Source organism: Shewanella sp. 8A, assembly GCF_023475945.1.
In the GTDB taxonomy this organism is placed as follows: Bacteria; Pseudomonadota; Gammaproteobacteria; order Enterobacterales; family Shewanellaceae; genus Shewanella; species Shewanella xiamenensis.
In genome coordinates, this window is record NZ_JAMDJP010000001.1 from 239,672 (window position 1) to 260,867 (window position 21,196).

Here is a 21,196-nt window from a genome sequence, read left to right on the forward strand (position 1 = left end):
GGTATAAAAATAAGTGTAGCAGAGAGTTGTCAGAGTAAAGTCTTAACGAAGAAGGCTTGGATAATTATGTTGTCCCGCTGATGTTTAAAGGAGCATTAATGAAAACGGTGATGTTAGAAAATAAGGCTATTGCTCCCAGCAAAATCCTTTGTATTGGGCGTAACTATGTTGACCATATCCATGAGCTTGGCAATGAAATCCCCGATGATATGGTGGTGTTTTTTAAGCCTAATTCGGCCATCAGTACTCAATTATATTCCCAGCACCTTGGTGAGACGCTGTACTATGAAACCGAGCTGTGTTTTTTGTATCAGCAGGGGCGCTTTAGCCATGTGGGCGTGGGGCTGGATCTGACTAAGCGGGAACTACAAAGCAAACTTAAGGCCAAGGGATTACCGTGGGAAAAAGCCAAAGCCTTTGATGGTGCAGCGCTTTTTAGCCCTTTTGTTGCGATTGATGATCCGAGCGCGCAATTTCAATTTAGCTTAAGTATTGATGGGGTGTTAACCCAAGAAGGCGATATTGATTTAATGATCTATCCGCCGCAAACCATTTTGTCGGAGTTGCAACGCTTTACTCGTTTAGAAGATGGCGACATTGTGATGACGGGCACCCCAAAAGGCGTCGGCATCATTCCTCCGAATCGCGTCTTTAAGGTGACCTTAGGATTAAAGGATGCGTCACACCAAGCGCCCTTGGTCGAATATGAATGGCAAAGCCAGTAATCAGCAATGACGACGTTATCACCAGATACGCTTAAGGCAACTGAGCAGGCAATCAAACCCCTTTGGCAATATTTGCTCGCTTTAGGGGCCGAGCCTGAGCATTTAGCGCCGCTACTCACCCAAGCAAGGGCGTTTTCATATCAGCCCGGGGAGTGCTTATTACCCCAAGGCGAGCACCAAACCTTTGCCTATTTTGTGGTGGATGGCATAGTGCGCGCTTGCCACTATACCCAAGAGGGGAGTGAGCGCTGCAAGGAGTTTTACTTCGAAGGAGAGCTTTGTTTCTTATATAGCAGCTGGCTAAAGCAGGATGTTGCGCCCTATCAGTTAGAAACCGTCGGTGCTTGCAGGTTAGTGCAAATACCACTTGCCGTGCTAAATGAGCCATTTATGCAACAGGTACAACTTGCGCTACTTAAACAGCAGTTATTGTATAAAGAACAAAAAGAAGCCTTTTTACTCCTCAATACGCCAGAGCAGCGTTACTTACATTTACTCGAATATTTTCCCCTCTGGGTTGAGCGCCTAACCCATGCCCAACTGGCTAATTATATTGGTATTACCGCCATTAGCTTGTCGCGTATCCGTAAACGTTTACAAGATTCGCCGTAAAATTTCCTGCCAATTAACTTAAGTTAATGCGCCTAAAAGTGATTCCCTTCATGCTCCTTAGCGATTGCTAATCCAAGCAAATCCGTTTGTTGTTGGGCGACGTCTAAGCCTATACCGAACTTTTAAGGAGCTTATTGTGGATGCTTTTACTCTGTCGCAATTGTTGGTGGCCTTTGCCATCGTATTTGACGTGATATCGTTTCAATTTAAAGCGCGCGAACGCATTGTCGCTTGCTTATTTATGTCGGGGATCTTGATTTCGATCCACTTTTGCTTGTTAGCGCAATGGACTGCGGCGGGATTGATGGGGATTGCCACAGTGCGTTACCTCACCAGTATTTTTACCACGTCTAAAAAGGCCATGTGGGGTTTTAGTGGGGCAGCGGTACTGATGAGTAGCTTGACCTTCAGCGGGCTTGTGAGTGTGATCAGTTGTATCGGTACACTATTTCAAACCCGTGCGGCATTTTGTCAGCGTGATAAAGACTTGCGGCTACTGATGATAGTCGGCACCAGTTTTTGGTTAGTCCACAATATCTTAGTAGGCTCGCCAGTGGCGGTCTTAATGGAAATGTTGTTTATTGGCAGCAATTTAGTGGGATATTATCGCCATTATTTTCGCGAGAAATTAACCCCATGGTAATGCGAAAGCTGTCGATTAAATCCCCGTCACGGCTTCCATATCGAGTTCGATATCAGTACACCCCTTAGGGCAGAAAATGCCTGCGGCTTGCTCGGCTTTGGCGGTCTCGGGCAAGATGACTTTGAGGGTTTGATTGCAGCTTGGACATTGCACTGGTTTGCCCTTAAAGACGCGCTTAATTAAGTTTTTTTGTTCATTAAACGAGTGTGCCGTAGTTTGGTTTAACACGGCAAATGGGCTAGTAGAGGCATTGGTCATTGGCAATTAAATCCTTAATACTCGATCGTTTTTTAAGACTGCTGGTGTCGTTTAAGCCAAGGAATTATAGCCCGATTGCGAACATTAATGAAAAGGCTGAATCATATATATGCCAGCATGGGTTAACTTGCTGAACTTGTGCTGACTAAAGCAAAAATATGCGATTTTGGCCTTGTAGAAAGAGCGATTTTTTGATGCTATCAGCAAGGCTGGTTTTGCCATCAGCGCAAATGATACAGCACTTAGGCTATTGGGGGAGAAAATGAGTATGTTTGTTAAAGTCACCATCGCGGCGACAGTCCTAGTGCTGAGTATTCTTGCCGTGGGAGTTTATCGCTTTAACATGACCAATGATGATATTTACATGGTCATGGAAGATGGCCAAGTATTGCAATACGATGAGGCCATGGCGCAGGCTGATGCTAAGGCAAAAGCCCAAGAAGCCAAATTATTAAGCAGTGAAGATGCGCTTGAATCTGTGGTACCCAGTGAAGTCAAGCCCGTTGCTAATGCCTCGGAAGTGATGCTTAAGCTGTTTAGCTTAAATACCGCTAATAAATTTGAAGTGAGCTTACCGGACAGCCACAAAGCCGTAGTGTTAACCCACTTTATTAACGTTAAACAAACGGAGTTTGCTATTGGGGATTATCAGGATGGCGAGGCTAAAGGCCGAGTGTTATTAGATTATTTACGAGTTACTCCGCTTAATTTTGACCCCGCTTTAGAGCCTGATACCCAAAGTGATGCGCCATTACAGGATGATCCACAGCAGCAAACCATGCCCTTTGTGGCGCCTTTTATTGTGACTAACCAAGGTTCAGGTGTGTTCTGGTATCTCGGCTTGTTTAGCCTAGATTATGGCCAAAATCGTGTGCAGCACTTAGGCAGTGTATTTATTGGCGATCGTATTGAGGTCGATAATATTGAACCTGTTTATCCCTTTGAATCCCCATTTAAAGTAGCTGTTACTTACCGTGAGAGGGCGGCTGAACAACCCATGACAACACCGCCAACTGTAATTAAAACCCTTAAAATCGGTGTCAGTGAATCAGAAATCAAAGCGCTGCATTAGGTTTAGAGCGGGGCTTATGCTAAGTTAATTTTACCTCAGCTGCGGCTGAGGTATTTATTTCATCTAGCGGCCGGAAAGCGAAGGTTTTGGCATAAAGCATAAAATTAAAACAAGGAGCGTGTTATGGAAATGACCAAAGTCACAGGCAAATTTGATGTTAAGCTCAATCCCGAGAATGCCTATGCCACAGGTGTGGGCGGTGTGAACTTGGGCAGAATGACTTTAGATAAAACCTTTTATGGTGAGCTAGAGGCCCGCAGCCAAGGCGAAATGCTTAGTGCCATGACCGCGGTAAAAGGCTCAGCGGGTTATGTGGCGATTGAACAAGTCGTGGGTAAACTGTGCGGCAGACAGGGCAGTTTTGTGCTGCAACATTTTGGCATTATGACCGATGGTCAAAACCGCTTACACCTTGAGGTCGTCCCCCATTCTGGCGCGGGTGAACTCACAGGGCTATATGGTACGATGGCGATAAGCATTGAAAACGGTCAACATTTTTATGAATTTAGCTTCTGCCTTGAACAGGAAGCCTAAGGCATGATTAACATAACATCGCGCCGATAAAACAAAACCAGCCGAAGCTGGTTTTGTGGTTTTTGCCCGAGTGACTAATACCAACAGCTGAGTTATCAAGAGTATCTAGAGCTGAATTAGCAAGGGCTGAATGTTAAGACCATTATGAGGTTTTGACTTTGATCTTATCGACGACCTTTTTCACATCATCGGTATTTTTGGCAATGGTCAGTGCTAATTGACGCTCGGCATCGCTGGCCACTTCACCCTGTAAGGTCACTACGCCATCGGCAACGTCTACATTAATTTGGGTGCCCGAAACGTCGGTCGAGAACAACAGGCGGGTTTTTACGACCGTTGCGACCTTAGAGTCGGTTAAGGTCTTCACTACCTCACTGGTGCTCTCGTTTTCATTCATCACGGTTAATTTGTTTTCAACCCCTTTTACCCCATCCAAGCTTTTGATCAGCTCCGCTGCGAGCGCCTTATCGACACTGCTTTCCACTTTACCGGTTAAGGTCACATGGCCGTTTTTCACGTCGGTCATAATGTCAAAGGAGTTGAGGTTAGTATTAAGCAACAAAGTCGTTTCGGCCTTGCCATCGAGCCAAGCATCTTTGGCATCGTCTTTCCAATCCTGTGCGGCGGTCACATTTAAGCTGATAGAACCGACAAGTAAGGTGGTTAAGGCTAAAGTTGTCGTGTTTTTCATAATGATATCCTCCGTTGTTATCTCGAAGGGACTAAAGCGTGAATCGTGCCAATATTTTTATCTGATTGATTTTAAGATAATTATATTTGTTTTCGGCTCGTTTCGACTGTTTAATCCAAAAGCAAGCTCGGCGCTTTTTACCGACAAAATGTAAATATTACCGAGGGTGATAAAGCGATTGGGCTTAAGCAAGATAGGCGTTAAGAATCGCCAGATCGCAGGCAACAAAAACGCGGCTCAGTTGGCCGCGTTATTGGCTGGCATTGCTGCCTTACAGGGCTTGGCTACGCAGGTGTAAGGTATCCAAATGGATTTGTAGCCAAGCAATATCCTCGGCCAATTGGCTGATTAACCTTGGGTGATTGGCTTTTTTAATTAACTGTTTGAGGTGGTTAAGGCGCTGACGCTCAAGCTCGCAGAGCACTGTGAGGGCATCGGCGAGTTGCTGTTTAATAAGTAAAGCATCGACATCGGCATAGGGCCGAGTCTGCGACGGCGGCACCGAGTGCGGGCCTATGTACTGTAATGATTGGGCGAGCAGTTGCCTAAATCGCGCCAGCATCCCTTGGTATGTGTTGATTTGGGCAATAAAAATGCGTTTTAGGCTGTAGTCATCGACAGTGGTATTGGCCCGAGTATAAAAATCCACGCCGGTTTGCGTCAGCTCGATTAACTCATTAACCAGCTTAATATCGGCGCTCAGCTCGGTCTGATGTTGCGCAACATTAGACGTCATAACGACCTCCTGTGGTAGTTTGGGCAGCTCCGCCGACACGGATTGCCCACATTTTCATGGAAATATCAGTTTCATTCAGCTTCTATGCATATTTCGTTCACTTTTTAATGATAAGTTAATGGTTTGATTTAACTGATGATATTTATCTATTGTCGCCAGTAGGCCGACTATTGTCGGCAACTCTTACCGTTAAGATTGTTAAAGTTTCACAGCTGGCATACAGTGATTCCTTATTCACAGGGAGTGGCACAAGATGATCCGACCAACGCTTTTCTATCATCTACAGGACGTCGAAACCGAGCAGGCATTAGTGAAGCTCGAGGGCGCGCAGACCTACAACAAGCTACGCAGTAGCGATGATTTATCTTGGATTAGTCAGCTGGAGGCCAATCGTATCGATGTGGCGATCATTGAGCTGCCCCGTCTTAGCCGTGAAGATTACTTAGCCTTACTCGAGTCCAGCGCCATTGCGGATGTGGAGTTTATTTTCCTCTCCGACGGCCTGCCGAATCCTCACCTCGATACACTCTTGTCCAAATACGCGGGCTACCATTTCCGTAAGCCCATCGATATGTCCTTGCTGTGCGAAACCTTAGCCGATTTTGCCCAGCATCTGGTTGCCAATACCTCGACGCGCATTCGTCCCTATGCTAGCGAGTTAGACCAATATGGTTTGCTGGTGGGCTCCTCGTTACCTATGCACCGTTTGTATCGCACTATCCGCCGCGTGTCGGCCGCCGAGAGCAATGTGTTGATTATCGGTGAGAGTGGCGCGGGTAAAGAACTGGTCGCCAATACCATTCATTTAGCCAGTCCGCGGGTGAATAAGCCCTATATTGCGATTAACTGTGGCGCCTTGAGCCCAGAATTGGTCGATAGTGAACTCTTCGGCCATATTAAAGGCGCCTTCACCGGCGCGACTCGCGATCACCAAGGGGTATTTGAGCAGGCCGAAGGCGGCACCTTATTCCTCGATGAAGTCACCGAAATGCCCATCGAGCATCAAGTTAAGCTATTAAGAGTGCTCGAAAATAATGAATATCGTCCCGTCGGTAGCCCTAAGGTGCTCAAGGCCAATGTGCGTATTGTGGCGGCGACAAACCGCGATCCTTTAGTGGCGATTGAGCAAGGACAACTGCGGGAAGATTTGTACTTTCGCTTAGCGCATTTCCCTATTCAAGTGCCGCCATTGCGGGAGCGCGGGGAAGATATAGTCGGACTTGCGAAGCATTTTCTGGCCTATCGCAATGCGGCGGAAAAACAGAGCAAAGTGTTCTCGCCCTCAAGTTTAGAGGCGATTGCGGCCCACGCTTGGCCGGGGAATGTGCGCGAGTTAAAACATGCTATCGAGCGCGCTTATATTCTGGCGGACCATGAGATTACCTCGGAGCATTTACAGCTTACGCTCAGTTTGGATAAGGAGGCGGCTGCGGAGGAAAATGTGGTGATCCCCCAAGGTATGCGCCTTGAGGAGCTAGAAAAAATCGCCATTTACCAAGCGCTTGAAACGAGTCAGGGCAACAAAACCGACACTGCCGAGCAACTGGGGATCAGTGTAAAAACCCTCTACAACAAGCTCAGCAAGTACGAGCAACAAGTCGAAGCGGGTGAGCCGACGGCGGAATAGTGCTGATTATCAAATTAATATTGAAACAGAGCCGATTTTTACACTATTTTTTTTGTAAATAATAACTCCTATTCTACAGCCCTTAAACAGAAAAGCGGAGATAGAATATGAAACACTTATTTACGACAGCATTATGGCTTTCTTTGACTGCCAGTAGTTTTGTAAACGCTACCCCAGCGGTAGGAAGTCTTGAAACAGTCGCTGAATTGCCAATACGACCTGGCAATGTCAGCGTCACTGCACAAGGTCGGATTTTTGCCACGGTACATCCACTTGATACGCCGTCAGGTTTACAACTGATTGAAGTTAATCGTGAAACCAATGCTTACAAAGCTTGGCCTTCAATGGATTTACAAAAAGCTTCGACTGCCAATATGACTCAATTTGATACCTTATTAGGGATTGCTCAGGACAAAGCTGGACACCTCTGGACCGCAGATATGGGGTTAGAATTAGGTCAGACGAGGATTTGGGGATTCAACATTAAGGATGGCAGTCTATATAAACAAATTGTCCTACCACAAGCACTCGCGCCCAAAGGCAGCTTTATGCAGGATTTGGTTGTCGATTCACAAAAAGGCTGGATTTATTTAGCCGATATCGCCAACCCAGGCCTCTTAGCAGTGCGTATCGACGATGGTCATACCGTACGTTTTTCAGGTCATAGCTCGCTGCAGGCCGAAGCGGATGCAGTAATGAACATAGATAACAAAACAACATTGTTTAATGGCAAGGTCGCCAGTGTCGCGGTCAATCCCATCAGTTTATCTGCCGATGGAAGTACACTCTATTATGGTGCAATGAATGGCACTCACTGGTATCAGTTATCAACTGCGGCTTTACAAACAGGCAGTAATGATAAAATTATCGCGACTGTAAAATTAGTCGGAGCTAAGCCAGTGTCAGATGGCGCTGCAACGTCCAAACAAGGTAATCATTACTTCACCAATTTGAACCACAATGCCATATCTATGCTAGATAACAAAGGTACGCTATCAACAGCGGTCAGTTCTCCACTACTGGATTTTCCCGATAGTGTGCAATTTGGTGAAACGGGCTGGTTATATATTTCAGTGAATCAATTGCATAAAGCAAAAGCCTTTAATGGCGAAGCTGAAACAGCCAAACCACCTTATCGCATCATGCGACTCTGGACTGGTGAGGATACCGCTGCGGGTCAATAACACCTTAGCTGCAACTGCAAAGTTGCAGCTTTTCGTTGCAGTATGAGCGATATCGCAACGGTTATTTCCATTGATGTGAGTCGTTGGTTTAACTCGAAAGGATCTAAAAATAAGTTAGGTGTTGATTGTGTAAACTATCAATGCCTCATATTGTTACTAGCACAGGTCAATTTGAGATGGTGAGATAATTTTTGGAACAAGGAACAAGTTCAGTGACACTTAATCAACCTCCTAAGAGTGCGCTTTATCTCAAGGCGTTGAGTACCCAGTACCGACCTCTACTGTGGTTTTTTGCCGTTGCCTTGTTAGTGCTTGGATTGCTTTGTGCGAGGGCGGCCTGGTTACAACCCGAGCCCGTGTTACGGCTTGTGCTTGGTTGGGTGGCATTTTTTCTGTTATTCCCTGTACTGCCGCTAGCGTTAGTTCGGCAACAATCTTGGTTAGATACCGAGCGACAGCAATTGTGGCTCGGTAAAGGTGTATTCAATGGGAAGTCGCCTGGATTGTGGCGTTGGCGCGCCTATGCCTTTTCAGATATTAATGCTGTGCAACTCTATCTGCTACAAACAACCCATTGGCACCAGCTCGACCGTAACCGCCAAGCGGAAGATACGGTCGATCACTATCTCGCCTATTTACAAGTGCAGCAGCCTAAAGGGAGTCAATTGAAATTGGCTAACAGCACTGACAAGCAGGAATTACAGCAAGTTTTGCAGCAATGCGCGCAAGCGATAGGCTGTAAGTTTCAGGATTTTAGCAATAGTCCTCAAAAATCCCACCCCAAAGTGAGTGAATTTAATTTTATGCGAGTGCTTATTGCGCTTGCTGTTTTTATCTTAATAAACATCGCGATAGTGTCATTTACGTGATTTTTGGGTCGATAGCATTTTCGGTCGATTCTTGATAAGGCACAAACACCTTCAAAGAGGCGGGCAGGATATCAATATTGAGTTCCTCCGGCTCACAAATCTCGCCATCAATCACATACTTGCATTGGGGCTGACTGCTGATCTTCACCTTTTTCGCGTGGGCATGTTTCACTTTGCCTGTGTTGGCCGAGGTTCCAGAGTCGCTATTGGCGGCCTCTTTAATCCAGCCGGTAAAAGCCAGTTCAGCCAAACTGATAAGCTGTTCATTCGGCTCATTATTTGAATCTAACCAAGTGATATCCAACAAGCCGTCGGTCATATTGGGTTCGCCCTTACCTTGGGCGAGTAAGCTGGTAAAAGGCGCGGCATTGGCAACCACTAGGCTGTGGGTTTGCACTGTCATTGGGGCTTGGTCATCTAAAGTCAGCTGCAACTCGAGGTTGGTGTTGGTGTTCACCGCGCGCCACAAACCATCGAGGTAGGCGAGTTGGCCGAGAGCATTTTTACGCTCGCGGCTCGCCGACTCAATCATTTGCTGCTCAAACCCAATGCCGACCAGCAGCAACACCAGTCGCTCATTGCAACGCGCCGTGTCTATGGTCTGTGTCTGGCCTTGGATAATATTATCAAGGGCTTGGGAGACAGCATTCAGCTTACTGCTTAAACCAAAGAGGGCGTGTGACAGGGCATTGGTGGTGCCTAACGGGATAATGCCTAAGGTGATATCGGTGTCGATAATCTCCGCAGCGACCTCAGTGACTGTGCCATCGCCCCCGCAAGCGATGATGATATCGGCGCCCTGAAGCTGGGCTTTTTTCGCTTGGGTTTGGGCGCTAATCTCTGGCGTGGTGAGCGCTAACTGCACCTCAAAATAGCGTTTCAGTTCAGTGCAAATTTGTTCGCCATGGGTCTGCCATTTACCCGCGCCAGAGACGGGATTGGCGATAATCCAGGCTCGCTTATGCAGTTTGATTTCCCCTTGAGTGTACATCTGCTCCAGCGCTTTAAGTTGCCAGCGATTTAACCCTGCGGTTTTACGAATGCTTTTAATCTGTTGCAGCACCTCGGCAAAGCTGAGCTCGGTGCGGCGGCACACAAGATAAGCGGCCAGCACCATTACGGATCGCCCGCGGCCGAGCGCACAGTGGATTAATACCCGCTTTTGGGCGCGTACTTGACGGTGTAACCAGTTAATCGCCTGATTTAATTGGGCGCTAGTCGGCACACTGTGGTCAAGAATAGGGATATTCAGATAGTCGATATGATCCTCATACAGGGACACATCGAGGCCGTCGAATTCGGCGGTGACATCTAAAATGGCGGTAATGCCATAACGATTTAGTTTAGGTAAATCGGCAGCGCTTAAGCGGCTACCCAAGTATAGATATTTATCAATGGCTTGCATTGAAGGTACGCTATCGCGGCGCCGCGCCCAAAGATTATAGAGTCGGCATCCTAATAAAAACGGAATAAAGCCCCAACGAATATACCAAGGGATGGAGCCATCCTGACGTTTTCTAAAAATACTGGCGAGGTTAAACCAATAGGCCGAGCCGACAAGGGCGAGGGATAGGCTGCTCCATCCCCAAATAAAGGTGAGGATAGGGGAGTGCCCCGTTACGGCGAAATAGCCAAATAACAGCGCTCCGAACAGGTAGAAATACTTAATGTGGATCCTACTCAGCATTGGCATCTCCTCCATCGATAAACGGCGAGCCTCAGGGAAACCCACTTTATCGTAACCAATGACTGTCGCGATAAAGTGGCTCGGTGGTACTCAATTGAACTGTGGTTATCCTGATAGGCTCGTTTGTGGGACTCACTACTCGCTGTCATCCGTTTTAGCAGCGGGTATCTTTCGCTTTAACGCCTTCTTTCAGTTCTTCACAGGCATCTTCAATTGCATTGCCGGTATCAGTGATGGCTTCATCGATTTTTTCGCCTGCATCCTCGGCGTGGTTGTCGCTACAGGCTGACAATCCAAAGGTTAATAATAAGGCTAAAAATGCAGTGGTAATTATGGTCATAGGTTTCATATTGATTCTCCTTTTATCCAATTTAAGCGCGTGGTGCCTTGCCCTTAAGGGCATTGACCAGCAGGGAAATCACAAGTAATACAATAAATAGGAAGAAAATAATCTTTGCGATCCCCGCTGCGGCGCCAGCGATCCCCGTAAATCCAAACAGTCCGGCGATAATGGCCACAACCAGAAACATTAAGGTCCAACCTAACATAGCCGCCTCCTTTGTCTTATTTCGGTTTTTCTGTCTTCTCTCACTCTGCATGTTTACGTCGAGTGAGCTAGTGGAGTTCGTTGTTGAGAGCTAGTGAAGTAAGTTGAATGTGCTAAGTTGCGTCTTACATACCGTTATCACTCAATCCCGCAATAAACTCACAAAGGGGATATTGCGAGCTTAATGCCAACTTTGAAATTATTGACTAATTTACTGATTATTAGTGTAATTTTTAAATGTCGTATTGGCGGGAGTGTTGGCTGATATAAGCGAGATAGGCAATTTTTACCTGCGATTCGGTAAGAGTTGCCATTAGAAAATTGTGAGAAACAGCATAATGGCTTTGGAGGAGTCCGAGAGGGTATGATGTTGTTGGTTTAGAATGGGTAGCAATATTTTCTGTCCAGAATTTTCACCTTAGCTGATAGCTACTTATTGGTGTTGGTTCGAAAACTATCACTGCTGAGTACCACCCAAGCACTACGGGATGACTTATCTCGTCCGAAACATACCATTCTTGAATTAAATTAACTCAATTTATTGCCTTGGATACTGTCTCGCGTTCTGATAACTCTCATTCAAGTCATTTAAAGCAAGAGCAATTTGTAGGTGAATTAAAGATTCTACATTTATTTTTTAAAAGATAATGTTTCATCTTCACAGTGGTCGTGATTTTTATACTAATGATGTATTTTATGTACTAAGGCTACATGGCAATATTATATCTTTAATAGAGTTTGGACGAAATTGTAAATGAGGATGTTAAAGTTTTTTCATGGTGTTTTTTTAATTTTTCCGCTTATCAGCTTTTTTTCATATGGTTCCATAACCTCAAAGACTGCAGCATACGTATGTCATAATTGTAGCAATGCAGATTTTATTAGCTTAGTGAAAAAAGAGGCTCTTTCGAATAACTGTAATTTTACAACATCAAAAGGAGGGGCTTCTCAAGACGAAAAGGGTTGTTATAAGCAAAATGAAAAAATGATTGTAGTAAATCCCACTGCAAAAATTGCAAGCAAGTTTATTGTCCAATCCACGGGGAAATTGGGTGGCAGTGAGATAAAGTCATTACCATTAACACAAGGTGAGAAGAATGATTTAGACATATTTTATCAAATTGATAATTCATTCATTCAACTTAGTTCGAAATCAATTGTGACTTATGCTGGAGAATATGATAACAGCAATTTAAATAAGAAAACGCCATCTGCAAAGTTTGATCAAAAGTTTGATTATAATAAAAATGCCCAGTGTAGTATGTCATCTTTCCCAACTGATTTTTTTACATCAAAAGATTATAAACAACGAGTGTTAAATGAGCTTGGTGCTTTAATGAAGGCAAGTTTAAAGGATCTAACTTGGACGCAGTTTGTTGGTGACTTTAAGGATAAAGATCTGACAGGGCTGAATCTAGAGCTTACTGATGTTGATATTATTTTTAATCATAGTAATGCTAGAAAAATATTTGTGCATGTGATTTATGACAAAAATGATTACCGTGTTGCTCCAGATAATAGACTAACTTTTAGTGTTTCATATGTAGGTGAATATTATAGGGAAGGGAATAAAAATATAAGTTTTATTTTTGAATTAGAGCCAGATCTTTCTTATGCTGGAGGTGTTTCAATTAGTGACCTTTTCACACCATCAGGTAGTGATAATTCAGTGCGATTTTATGGGGATAAGGTTGATCCATGCCTAGTGCAATTTTTTGAACTAAACAAAACTCAAGCCACTACACAAACTCCTCTGTCTAATGATGAAATATATGGCCATTGGGTAGGTGTTCTAGATGAGGGCGGTGGGAAAATTTGTCGCTTGCGGACGCCTATACGTGGCTATTCAGGATATGGATGCTTCACAGATAAAAACGAGGTGCAAGATCTGACTTATGAGTATATGGGGTTATGTAATTAAGTTTTTTAGGATTCTAATTCATAAAAAGCTTAGGTACTTAACAAAAAGCTAGGCTTGATGTTATTCATAATCATATGACAGATAGATTCATTTCATATCGATTTAGCTCCATTAAACGCCAAAGCTTGCAGGCGAGGATTGTCGCGCTACGTTCTGTGACAGAGTAGGCCATCGGAAAAATGGATTTTTCCGATGAGCCCCTAGGATGGGTTTACGGCGTGCCACTGAAGTGACAATGCAGAGCGGAAACGGAACTCCAATCGGTTTTAAGCCCAAAAATTGAATGTAAAAAAGCTGGTTAAGTGTTCACTTAACCAGCTCAATACGATTTAGCAAAGCGAATTAGCAGCGTTGTAGTGGTTTCCAGCGTTGCAAGCTGACTGGAATACTTACCCCTTGGGATAACAACAGGTTAATCCGTGCTTGATAGGCCGCGCCTTGCATTAAATGTTTCGCCAAATCCACCGCGTTGCGCTCGCGGTAATCATCCAAATAACTGCCTTTAGCCCAGGCATTAAAGGCGCCGAGGGCGGGACCAGCCCAGATTTGGTAATCCATTTCGCGGCCAACTTCACCCGTATTCGACCAGCGGCTCGAAAGACCCAAATACCAACGGAAAATCAGTGCCATTTTGCGTTTTGGGTTATCCAGCGCGCGTTCAATTTGCTTAGGATCGCGTTCATTAAAGTGCGCCACAGTACCTGCCCAAATTTCATCTAATGAGGCGCGAAACACTTGCTCTTCCAGCTTTTGTCTTTCCTCTGCCGGAATCGCCTCAATCGAGTCGTAGCGGGTGTAAATCTCGTAGAGTTTGTTAGCGCGCATTGGGAATAGGGTGCCGCGCTTAACTACTTGTAACTTAACGCCCATTTCAAACATATCGGCGGCGGGCGCCATAGTTACATCGGCCATTTCAGTGGTGGCGAGTAACTTACGGGTATGTTCGCTGGCTCCCGCCTCAACACAGGCTTGGTTAATTGAGCCAGTGACAATATAGGCCGCGCCCATATTGAAGGTCGCCAGCGCCGCATCGGGCGTGCCGATACCACCTCCTGCGCCCACACGGATCGGTGTCTTGTATTGGTACTTGGCTTGAATGGTCTCTTTGAGCACCAAAATGGTCGGCAATAACGTGACCAGAGGACGATTGTCGGTGTGGCCGCCAGAGTCTGCTTCGGCGGTAATGTCATCGGCCATAGGCACAGATTGCGCCATCAACATTTGATCTTCGCTGATAAGCCCTTCGTTTACTAATTGTTGCAGCATCTTAACGGGGGCAGGCTCCATAAACTTGGTGGCCACCTCGGTGCGGCTGATTTTAGCAATCACTTTATTGCCAATCACAATCTCGCCGTTGGCATCGCGACTCAGGCCTGCGGCGCGGTAATAGACGATTTGCGGCGTTAAGCCCAAGAAGGCCGAGGCCTCAACCGTACGCACTTGATGCTTAAGGAAGAGTTCGACACTGCCACGCTCAAGCGCTGGCTCGCTCGGGCTGTGAATGAGGTTAAAGGCGTAGGGGCCATTGGGCAATGCTGCTTGAATGCGTTTAATCGCCGCTTCCACGCGCGATGGAATTAACCCCGCCGCGCCAAAGGAGCACAAAATGCCCGCTTGACCTAAGGCGATAACTAACTCTTCCGAGGCGATACCGTTAGCCATGGCGCCCGCGTAGTAGGCGTATTTTACCCCATGCACGCGGCGAAAATTGCTGTCGCCTAAGCTTTGGGTGCCAAGGGCGGGGGCGAAGGCACTCACCAGATGCAACCCATTGCTGGATTGTGGTTCAGCAAGACCGACCACCTCGGCGCTTTGGGCAATGCCTAGGCCTTTCTCGGCATGATTGACTAAGTAACAGGCTTGATTGAGATCTTTAAGCTTTTTGCCAAGAGAATCGATATCGAAACTGATGGCGGCTTCATCAACCTGCCATGGCCAAGGACTGAGCTTATTATTATCGAGTGTAGTATTTGTCATTTGGGCGGTTCACTTTTGCGTGTTTGGGGCCTGAATTTGTTTGCCGCAGTGGGGTTATTCCCTTGCACTGCGGCAGTCTATGCTTCTGAAGCCAATTGTTCTTAAGCTAACTGTTGTTAATGCTGCAATGTAGTCGCTCGCGCTATGCCTCTTCGATGCAGATAGCAATATCGGTCACCTCATAAATGCGCAGGCCGTCCTTACTCAGGTTGGCATCGCCCTTGATGATGCGTTTACCGTCTTTATCTTCAATGCTGGTGATATGCACATCCAGCGACATCTGTTTGTTTAATGGATTAATTTGACCGCGATACTTCCATTTAATTTCTGACAGAATTTGGCCAAATTTCGGATTATTGAAGCCTGCGCCTAGGTCTTGGTCGATGGCATAGGTTTGCAGTAATTCGATAATAGCCTCGACGCCGAGGGAGCCTGGCATTACCGGGTCCTGATGGAAATGGAACTGGAAGAACCAATCGCTTGGGTCAATAGTGCGCTCGGCGTACAAGTATCCCAGTCCCTTCTTACCGCCAGTTTTTACAATCTCAGCTTTGTCGATAAAGTTCAGCTGCCCACCCGCGAGGCGGTAGTGTGGCTTGCCCTGGGGCGCCACGAAACTGCGGCCGTTTTTATCTAACAGGTTGATTTGGCTGTCGGCTTTAATACCGTGCTCAAGGTGCCAGGCTTGGGTGATTTTACCATTGTCGATACCCAACTGGTTTTTAAGCGCATCGGCCTTAAAGTAACCGAAAACCGCATTACCGCGGTAGAAGGGCTCGCCATCGCAGCTCAGTTCGAAACTAAAGTTTTGAATGATATTGCTGCCAGCAATCACAGTGGACAGCAGGCGCGAATCGTTGACTATGGTCTTACTGCGTAAATCCACTTCGCGCAGTAACTTGCCACTGCCGTCGAGGTTGCGGAAGAATAACTCCTGCCCTGGGAAGCCTAAGGTCGTGCCCATATAACCCGAGATAAAGCCATTGGGCTGCAATGAGATTTCCATCAGCACAGAGTAAGGCATCACACTCGGGTGGCTGTTTTTAGCGTAATACCACGCGTTGCTGGGCACTTCATACTCGGCAATACAGGAGGATGGCTTTTTCAGCTCGCCACGTTTGCCGTCAATGGCTACCACGCGGGTAGTGAGTTGCAGATCGCCACAGGGCGTGCGTGGCGGGATTAAGCCACGGTAAATACTAAAATCGGGGCCGAAGCAGTTTTCAATATCGCCAGTGGCAAACTCAAACAAATGGTAAGGCGTAAACGGCAGGGTGTCGGGCACGCGGTTGGCGTACTTAGAGCCTGCTGGCGCAATCGGCGCGCTCACATGCTTAAGCGGCACAACGCCTTTATTTACGGGAGCTGAAACATCTGGAATTTGTGCCATCAGCGGCGCTTGTTCCGCTGGATTGCCGATATTTGCTGCTTGGGCATCATTACTCTGTGAAGAACTGCTTTGCGAAGATCTGCCCAGTGAAGAATGGCTTTGCGAATAGCGGGTGCAATCCGCTTCTTCTTTAATCATCACCCCGAGGTTTTGGAAATCCACCACCACTTTGCCATTTAGCAGAATATCGATATTCGCCTTGGCATAGGGGCGAGGGCTCATGCCAATTTCGGTGACTTCCATCCGATAGGTGAGCGTGCCAGATTGTGGCAATACCTGACCGCGGCAGCGTACTTTTTGCGATGCGTTTTCAAGGGGTTGGAAACGACCGTTTGTGACACCAAGGTGCATACCAATATGCAACATAAAGAATTGCAGTAACTGACCACAACCTTCGGCCATGAGGGAGCCTGCCATCACTTGGTCGCCCTTGAAATGGCAGGGGAAATACCAATGGTCGGGGGCTAATTGCTTGTGACCTTCAATCAAGCCTAAGCCCCATGCGCCGCCATGCACGTCGAGCTTACTGACTTGCTCGATCATCAGGAATTTTTCCGAGGCGAAGCACAGTGATGGCTGGAGGCCAAACTTCGCCTGATGAGCCGCATGTTCACCGCCAAAACAGCCGCCAATGTCTGCGCTCAGCAGGCGATGGATTTGGCCGTAGCTAAAGGTCGTTTGTGCGCAGTTAAGTAGCGGTGCGAAGCGTGGCTTATTGCCGTTTCGCCCATACTCATTGGCCAGTGCAATTTGTGCCTGCTCGCGCGCCTTAATTTCGGCCTCGGTGCGGATCACCCCTTTGCCATCGGCCAGTTCTTTATCGGTAAAGAATCCCGCGCAGCCGCCGTCCATTTTTAGGATCAGCTTATCGCCCACGAAACATTCGTAGGAGAAGAAAAACAGCAGGGTATCGCCATTGCGGGCAAAGTGGTTGATGGAGATATCGTAGCGCAGGGTGTCGCCACCGCGGGGCAGATCCCCAAGGAAGGTGAGGGTGCAGTCGAGCAAGCGATAGACGCGCTCGCCTTTGTTTTCAAAATCGATACCTAAGTAGCTGATCAGCATTAAATCGCACTGACCCGATTCGACCGCCACCGCCCAAGGAATTTGGCCATCAACCAAGAAGGGTGCATCCACGGGAATGTCGTACTCTGTGGTCATAGTGCTCGGTTGATAGCGGTTCATTTGTGCGTTGAGTTTGGTCACCCGCGAGACCAGCAGATAATCCGAGGTCGGCAGGCGCACGCGCCGTGCGTAGCTGTCGATAATGGCGTAATCGGCGCCAAAGACCTTGGCAATGTCGCCCTCGGCATATTCCACTAGATCTTGATAGTTCCAAATGCAGGGCTTAGCCGCAGGAATGGGTGGCGTATAGGGTGCGACATTCGCGTGATCAGGTTTTAACTCTGGTTTTAACTCTGGTTTTAGTTCTGGGACTGATACCGCTTGCTGCGTCGCAATGGGAGCTGCATTGGCGCTGGTGGCTACATGGGGTGCAACAGAACCCATTTGTGTCGTCTGGGATAATTGCGCTTTTAACAGCGCATCGGCCAGTTTGAGCCCTTGCTCACGGCTCTGTAAAAAGGCTAAGTGCGCCTCGCGGGCCAATTGCTGGTTTTGTAACAGTTGCTGGTTTTGTAACAGTGCCGCGCTATCCTGCGACGCCCTATCCTGCGCCAAGGGCGCCGCCGAATATTGGTGTGGTGCGTTAGATGACATACCGCTCTCTACTGCTAATGGTGTGGCAAATGGGGTGGCGTTTTCAGCCGTGGTATCAAGTGCAGCTTGTACTCTGGGCTTAGTTTGTGTCGCCTGCGGTGCGACAGGCCGCAACTGGCGCATTTTGCCTTGGATGGCGGCAAGTGCGGGCAGCGGCGTATCCACAATATGTTGATAGATATCGCGGCCACCGAGCGTGACTGGTTTGATTAAGTGTTTTTGCTCACTCAAAGTTAAATCCTGCTCAAGGCGCTGCTTTAGGTGCGCCGCCTGCGTTGCAGTTTGGCTTAACAGCAGCAGCGAGCTCACTCCTTGGCTTTGAGTAGAGATTAATGCCTGCTTATCGACGTTTTTATCCGAATTGACTGACTCGTTCTTTAGACTTAACAGGGCACTCAAAAGACTGGCCATACCCGCAGCGGCAAAGTTATGTCCAAGGGTATTGGCGACTCGGCGGCATGGCGCCCCCATCAGATTAAGCTGCGCTAATAGCTGCTCTGCGGGCAGTCGCTCTTCTGGAGCAATACATTGCTCAACCATATGGATGGTAGAGGGCATAGAAGGATTGGCGATAGCCGTTTCGGTTATCAGCGAATCAAGCAGCTTGGGCAGCTGATGATGTGTGCCAAATGCTTGACCTAGAATGTTCCCGTAACCCGCTTGAGTACTCTTGCTCGCTTGTTGACTATTGCTCGCTTGCTGGCTGGTCAGCACGATAGCGCCAGCGCCTTCACCTACCTTCCACTGTGGATTCGCGCTGTTGGCATCGAGATCTACGGCGGCTTGAGTATTTTTCAATATGATCTGTTCAACACTGCCGCTTAAATCCACGGCGGCAATCACTACGCCATCGAGGGCCTCTTGGGACAGCAGGTTTTGCGCCACATCGATACTGCGAGCGACCGATTGCTCGGCGGCTGAAATGGTGAACGCCGGGCCGTTAAAATCCCACAGCGAGGCGATGCGCGACGCCATAATATTGCCAATAAAGCTGGTGTATTGATTGAGCTTGGCGGCATCGAGCACGCTGTCCATGGCGATGGCTTCGAGGGCGAGGTATTCATCATTGGAGAGGTGAACGCCTTGTTTCTTTAAGCTATCCGCAAGTTGAGTGTGCAAATTCACGCGGCCACGGAATTGGTGCAGCTCAAGCTCGGTTTCCATCGCCACTAACACGGCGACCTTGCTACCAGCGGTTAACTTGGCATCGCGAATGGCTTCATCGGCGACTTTGATCAGCAAAAGCTGCTGGGAGATAAGTCTGTCATCCTCATTAGGCGGTACTTTAAAGCGCAGAAAGTCAAAATCAAACTGCTCGATATAGGCGCCTTTGGGCGCGCGATTTAGGCCAAACTGGTTAAGGATATCGGGGTGCTTATCTAAGCCTTTCCAGCGGTTAGGCGGCAGTGGGATAAAGGCATCTGTTTGGTTTAATAGCGCTTTATCTAGTGCATTGATCGAGGCCAAAGGCCCAAAGTGCGACGCCATGCCGATAACGGTTAATGCTTGCTGCTGATAAACAGGTTTGTTGGCTTGCTTCTCGGCGCTGTGCGCTGTCGGCTGATAGGATTCCAACAACAAATGGGCATTGCAGCCGCCAAAACCAAATACAGACACCCCCGCATGGCGACGATCGTTGCCCGCTTTATCGGGCCAAGTCTGCAACTGAGTGGGAAGATTATTACCGCTAAACAGCCCCTTAGGTGATGAAATCGGCGCCGTTAAATTGATACTTGGCGGTAGATGACCTGAGCGCATGGCAAAAATCATCTTCATGATCCCTGGCATGCCAGCAGCGGTGAGCAAATGCCCAAGGTTGGATTTGGCCGAACCTATTAGTGGCGCCTTAGTGCCGCCGAGTTTATCTTCGAAAAAACGCTCCATCGAGGTGAGCTCAACCTTATCCCCCAGCGGTGTGCCGGTGGCATGGCATTCAATCACTTCGATATTTCTTGGGTGGGTGTTGGCGGCGGCATAGGCGCGCTCAAAGGCTTGCACTTGGCCCTTACTGTTGGGGCTTAAGACAAATTGGCCCTTGCCATCGTTCGATAAACCAATACCACTGACCACGGCATAAATATTATCGCCATCGCGCTCGGCATCTTCTAAACGTTTAAGCACTAATACGCCCGCGCCTTCGCCCGCGAATAGGCCTTTGCTATTGCTATCGAAAGGTGCCGAAATTCCATGATCTGGATAGGCATGGAAAATCGAGAATCCCATGTTGATAAAGAAGGGATCGGCGCCCGATACGGCGCCTGCGAGCATCATGTCGGCCTTGCCCGTGGTTAAATAATCGCAGGCTAATTTGAGCGCATAGACTGAGCTGGCGCAGGCGGCATCGAGGCTCAGCTGCGTGCCGCCAAGGCCGAGGGCATCACTGACTAACTTTGATGCGGTATGGGCAATGGCACCATTGGCGGCCTGTTGCGTGCTCGCAATCGATGCATTGGCGAAGGGCGCTAAGGCAAATTGTGGTTGATTAAGCTTGGTTTTTAATGCCTTTTCAACCGCTTGATGGTAAATCGGTAAAAACAATTCATTAGAGCTTGCAGTCGGGAACGACAGGGTACCCATTACTATTCCTGTGCGCTCAAGTAATGGTGCCGTTAAATCCACGCCCGCATCCAGCAGGGCTTTTTTACTGCAATCTAATGCCCATAAAAAGCTTTCATCGAGCCCGTCAAAGGCCGTTGGCGGCAACTGATAACCCTGTGGGTCAAAACGAAAGTTTCGGATATAGCCGCCCTTGTCGCAATAAAAACGGTCGGCTTGGCCTTGAACACCTTGGTAATCCGCAGGATTGGCATTGAGTTTAGCCGCATCAATTTGGCTGCGGGAATCTTTTTTATCCAGCAGATTTTGCCAAAACTGCTCAGGTGTGTCGGCATCGGGATATTGAACGGCAAGGCCGACGATAGCAATCTTTGGCATCGCCTTTGAGCTTTGGCGCTGGTCGTTTGGCACAGCGGTGCTGTCTTGCAGAGTCGGGTGAGCATGCATT

Annotated in this window: 17 protein-coding genes; 9 read left to right on the plus strand and 8 right to left on the minus strand. The window is 47.7% G+C overall.

What is annotated here, in order from left to right; translation table 11 throughout:
* Positions 1-98: 98 nt before the first annotated feature.
* From M0413_RS01040 to M0413_RS01050, 3 genes are all read left to right on the plus strand, one after another.
* Complete coding sequence (locus tag M0413_RS01040; protein WP_249552850.1) at positions 99-725, plus strand: fumarylacetoacetate hydrolase family protein; 627 nt, start codon at positions 99-101, stop codon at positions 723-725.
* A gap of 6 nt (positions 726-731) precedes the next feature.
* Positions 732-1,337, plus strand: coding sequence for a Crp/Fnr family transcriptional regulator (locus M0413_RS01045; RefSeq protein ID WP_218738269.1), 606 nt, complete (start codon positions 732-734; stop codon positions 1,335-1,337).
* Between the two features lie 136 nt (positions 1,338-1,473).
* The gene (locus M0413_RS01050) at positions 1,474-1,980 is read left to right on the plus strand and encodes a YgjV family protein (protein WP_224020815.1); all 507 of its coding nucleotides are present in this window, start codon (positions 1,474-1,476) and stop codon (positions 1,978-1,980) included.
* Between the two features lie 15 nt (positions 1,981-1,995).
* Here the strand turns inward: M0413_RS01050 and M0413_RS01055 are convergent, their stop codons facing one another.
* Positions 1,996-2,238 (minus strand): hypothetical protein, encoded by a 243-nt coding sequence (locus M0413_RS01055; protein ID WP_037416640.1) that lies wholly within the window; start codon positions 2,236-2,238, stop codon positions 1,996-1,998.
* A gap of 262 nt (positions 2,239-2,500) precedes the next feature.
* Between M0413_RS01055 and M0413_RS01060 the strand changes: the two genes are divergently transcribed.
* Both M0413_RS01060 and M0413_RS01065 read left to right on the plus strand, forming a co-directional pair.
* Positions 2,501-3,310 (plus strand): hypothetical protein, encoded by an 810-nt coding sequence (locus M0413_RS01060; protein ID WP_186295930.1) that lies wholly within the window; start codon positions 2,501-2,503, stop codon positions 3,308-3,310.
* A 123-nt stretch (positions 3,311-3,433) separates the two neighbouring features.
* Positions 3,434-3,844: a DUF3224 domain-containing protein gene (locus tag M0413_RS01065; RefSeq protein WP_088585841.1), complete on the plus strand. Its 411-nt coding sequence runs from the start codon at positions 3,434-3,436 to the stop codon at positions 3,842-3,844.
* 142 nt (positions 3,845-3,986) lie between these two features.
* Here the strand turns inward: M0413_RS01065 and M0413_RS01070 are convergent, their stop codons facing one another.
* Together M0413_RS01070 and M0413_RS01075 are read right to left on the minus strand one after the other, a co-directional pair.
* The gene (locus tag M0413_RS01070; protein WP_037425750.1) at positions 3,987-4,535 is read right to left on the minus strand and encodes a BON domain-containing protein; all 549 of its coding nucleotides are present in this window, start codon (positions 4,533-4,535) and stop codon (positions 3,987-3,989) included.
* Positions 4,536-4,806: 271 nt separating this feature from the next.
* On the minus strand, positions 4,807-5,271 hold the full coding sequence (locus M0413_RS01075) for a hypothetical protein (RefSeq protein WP_047536301.1): 465 nt from the start codon (positions 5,269-5,271) through the stop codon (positions 4,807-4,809).
* A 253-nt stretch (positions 5,272-5,524) separates the two neighbouring features.
* Here M0413_RS01075 and M0413_RS01080 point away from each other — a divergent pair, with 253 nt between their 5' ends.
* The 3 genes from M0413_RS01080 to M0413_RS01090 all read left to right on the plus strand — a co-directional run bounded on the left by M0413_RS01080 (position 5,525) and on the right by M0413_RS01090 (position 8,951).
* Complete coding sequence (locus tag M0413_RS01080) at positions 5,525-6,898, plus strand: sigma-54 interaction domain-containing protein (protein ID WP_249552852.1); 1,374 nt, start codon at positions 5,525-5,527, stop codon at positions 6,896-6,898.
* A 107-nt stretch (positions 6,899-7,005) separates the two neighbouring features.
* Complete coding sequence (locus tag M0413_RS01085; protein ID WP_037425745.1) at positions 7,006-8,082, plus strand: L-dopachrome tautomerase-related protein; 1,077 nt, start codon at positions 7,006-7,008, stop codon at positions 8,080-8,082.
* 212 nt (positions 8,083-8,294) lie between these two features.
* Positions 8,295-8,951 (plus strand): hypothetical protein, encoded by a 657-nt coding sequence (locus M0413_RS01090; protein ID WP_047536305.1) that lies wholly within the window; start codon positions 8,295-8,297, stop codon positions 8,949-8,951.
* On the opposite strand, the gene M0413_RS01095 is transcribed toward M0413_RS01090, so the two are convergent.
* From M0413_RS01095 to M0413_RS01105, 3 genes are all read right to left on the minus strand, one after another.
* Positions 8,944-10,638: a YegS/Rv2252/BmrU family lipid kinase gene (locus M0413_RS01095; protein ID WP_069454593.1), complete on the minus strand. Its 1,695-nt coding sequence runs from the start codon at positions 10,636-10,638 to the stop codon at positions 8,944-8,946. The two genes, M0413_RS01090 and M0413_RS01095, sit on opposite strands and share 8 nt — an antisense overlap.
* Before the next feature lie 154 nt (positions 10,639-10,792).
* Entirely contained in the window at positions 10,793-10,987 is a 195-nt protein-coding gene (locus M0413_RS01100; RefSeq protein ID WP_023267356.1) for a hypothetical protein, read from the minus strand.
* 22 nt (positions 10,988-11,009) lie between these two features.
* Complete coding sequence (locus M0413_RS01105; protein WP_011626732.1) at positions 11,010-11,186, minus strand: DUF1328 domain-containing protein; 177 nt, start codon at positions 11,184-11,186, stop codon at positions 11,010-11,012.
* 759 nt (positions 11,187-11,945) lie between these two features.
* Here M0413_RS01105 and M0413_RS01110 point away from each other — a divergent pair.
* Complete coding sequence (locus M0413_RS01110; RefSeq protein ID WP_249552854.1) at positions 11,946-13,106, plus strand: hypothetical protein; 1,161 nt, start codon at positions 11,946-11,948, stop codon at positions 13,104-13,106.
* A gap of 342 nt (positions 13,107-13,448) precedes the next feature.
* Here M0413_RS01110 and pfaD read toward each other — a convergent pair whose 3' ends face one another.
* Both pfaD and M0413_RS01120 read right to left on the minus strand, forming a co-directional pair.
* Positions 13,449-15,083, minus strand: a complete 1,635-nt coding sequence (pfaD, locus tag M0413_RS01115; protein WP_249552857.1) for an eicosapentaenoate synthase subunit PfaD — start codon at positions 15,081-15,083, stop codon at positions 13,449-13,451.
* A gap of 142 nt (positions 15,084-15,225) precedes the next feature.
* Entirely contained in the window at positions 15,226-21,195 is a 5,970-nt protein-coding gene (locus tag M0413_RS01120; protein WP_249552939.1) for a hotdog fold thioesterase, read from the minus strand.
* Between the last annotated feature and the right edge of the window lies 1 nt (position 21,196).

Bases quoted from the DNA above. Each gene is read 5' to 3' on its own strand.
- M0413_RS01100 (WP_023267356.1), bottom strand. From the start codon at position 10,987: ATGAAACCTATGACCATAATTACCACTGCATTTTTAGCCTTATTATTA.
- M0413_RS01040 (WP_249552850.1), top strand. From the start codon at position 99: ATGAAAACGGTGATGTTAGAAAATAAGGCTATTGCTCCCAGCAAAATC.
- M0413_RS01120 (WP_249552939.1), bottom strand. From the start codon at position 21,195: ATGCATGCTCACCCGACTCTGCAAGACAGCACCGCTGTGCCAAACGAC.
- pfaD (WP_249552857.1), bottom strand. From the start codon at position 15,083: ATGACAAATACTACACTCGATAATAATAAGCTCAGTCCTTGGCCATGG.
- M0413_RS01075 (WP_047536301.1), bottom strand. From the start codon at position 5,271: ATGACGTCTAATGTTGCGCAACATCAGACCGAGCTGAGCGCCGATATT.
- M0413_RS01110 (WP_249552854.1), top strand. From the start codon at position 11,946: ATGTTAAAGTTTTTTCATGGTGTTTTTTTAATTTTTCCGCTTATCAGC.
- M0413_RS01080 (WP_249552852.1), top strand. From the start codon at position 5,525: ATGATCCGACCAACGCTTTTCTATCATCTACAGGACGTCGAAACCGAG.
- M0413_RS01085 (WP_037425745.1), top strand. From the start codon at position 7,006: ATGAAACACTTATTTACGACAGCATTATGGCTTTCTTTGACTGCCAGT.
- M0413_RS01055 (WP_037416640.1), bottom strand. From the start codon at position 2,238: ATGACCAATGCCTCTACTAGCCCATTTGCCGTGTTAAACCAAACTACG.
- M0413_RS01070 (WP_037425750.1), bottom strand. From the start codon at position 4,535: ATGAAAAACACGACAACTTTAGCCTTAACCACCTTACTTGTCGGTTCT.
- M0413_RS01060 (WP_186295930.1), top strand. From the start codon at position 2,501: ATGAGTATGTTTGTTAAAGTCACCATCGCGGCGACAGTCCTAGTGCTG.
- M0413_RS01095 (WP_069454593.1), bottom strand. From the start codon at position 10,638: ATGCTGAGTAGGATCCACATTAAGTATTTCTACCTGTTCGGAGCGCTG.
- M0413_RS01045 (WP_218738269.1), top strand. From the start codon at position 732: ATGACGACGTTATCACCAGATACGCTTAAGGCAACTGAGCAGGCAATC.
- M0413_RS01105 (WP_011626732.1), bottom strand. From the start codon at position 11,186: ATGTTAGGTTGGACCTTAATGTTTCTGGTTGTGGCCATTATCGCCGGA.
- M0413_RS01065 (WP_088585841.1), top strand. From the start codon at position 3,434: ATGGAAATGACCAAAGTCACAGGCAAATTTGATGTTAAGCTCAATCCC.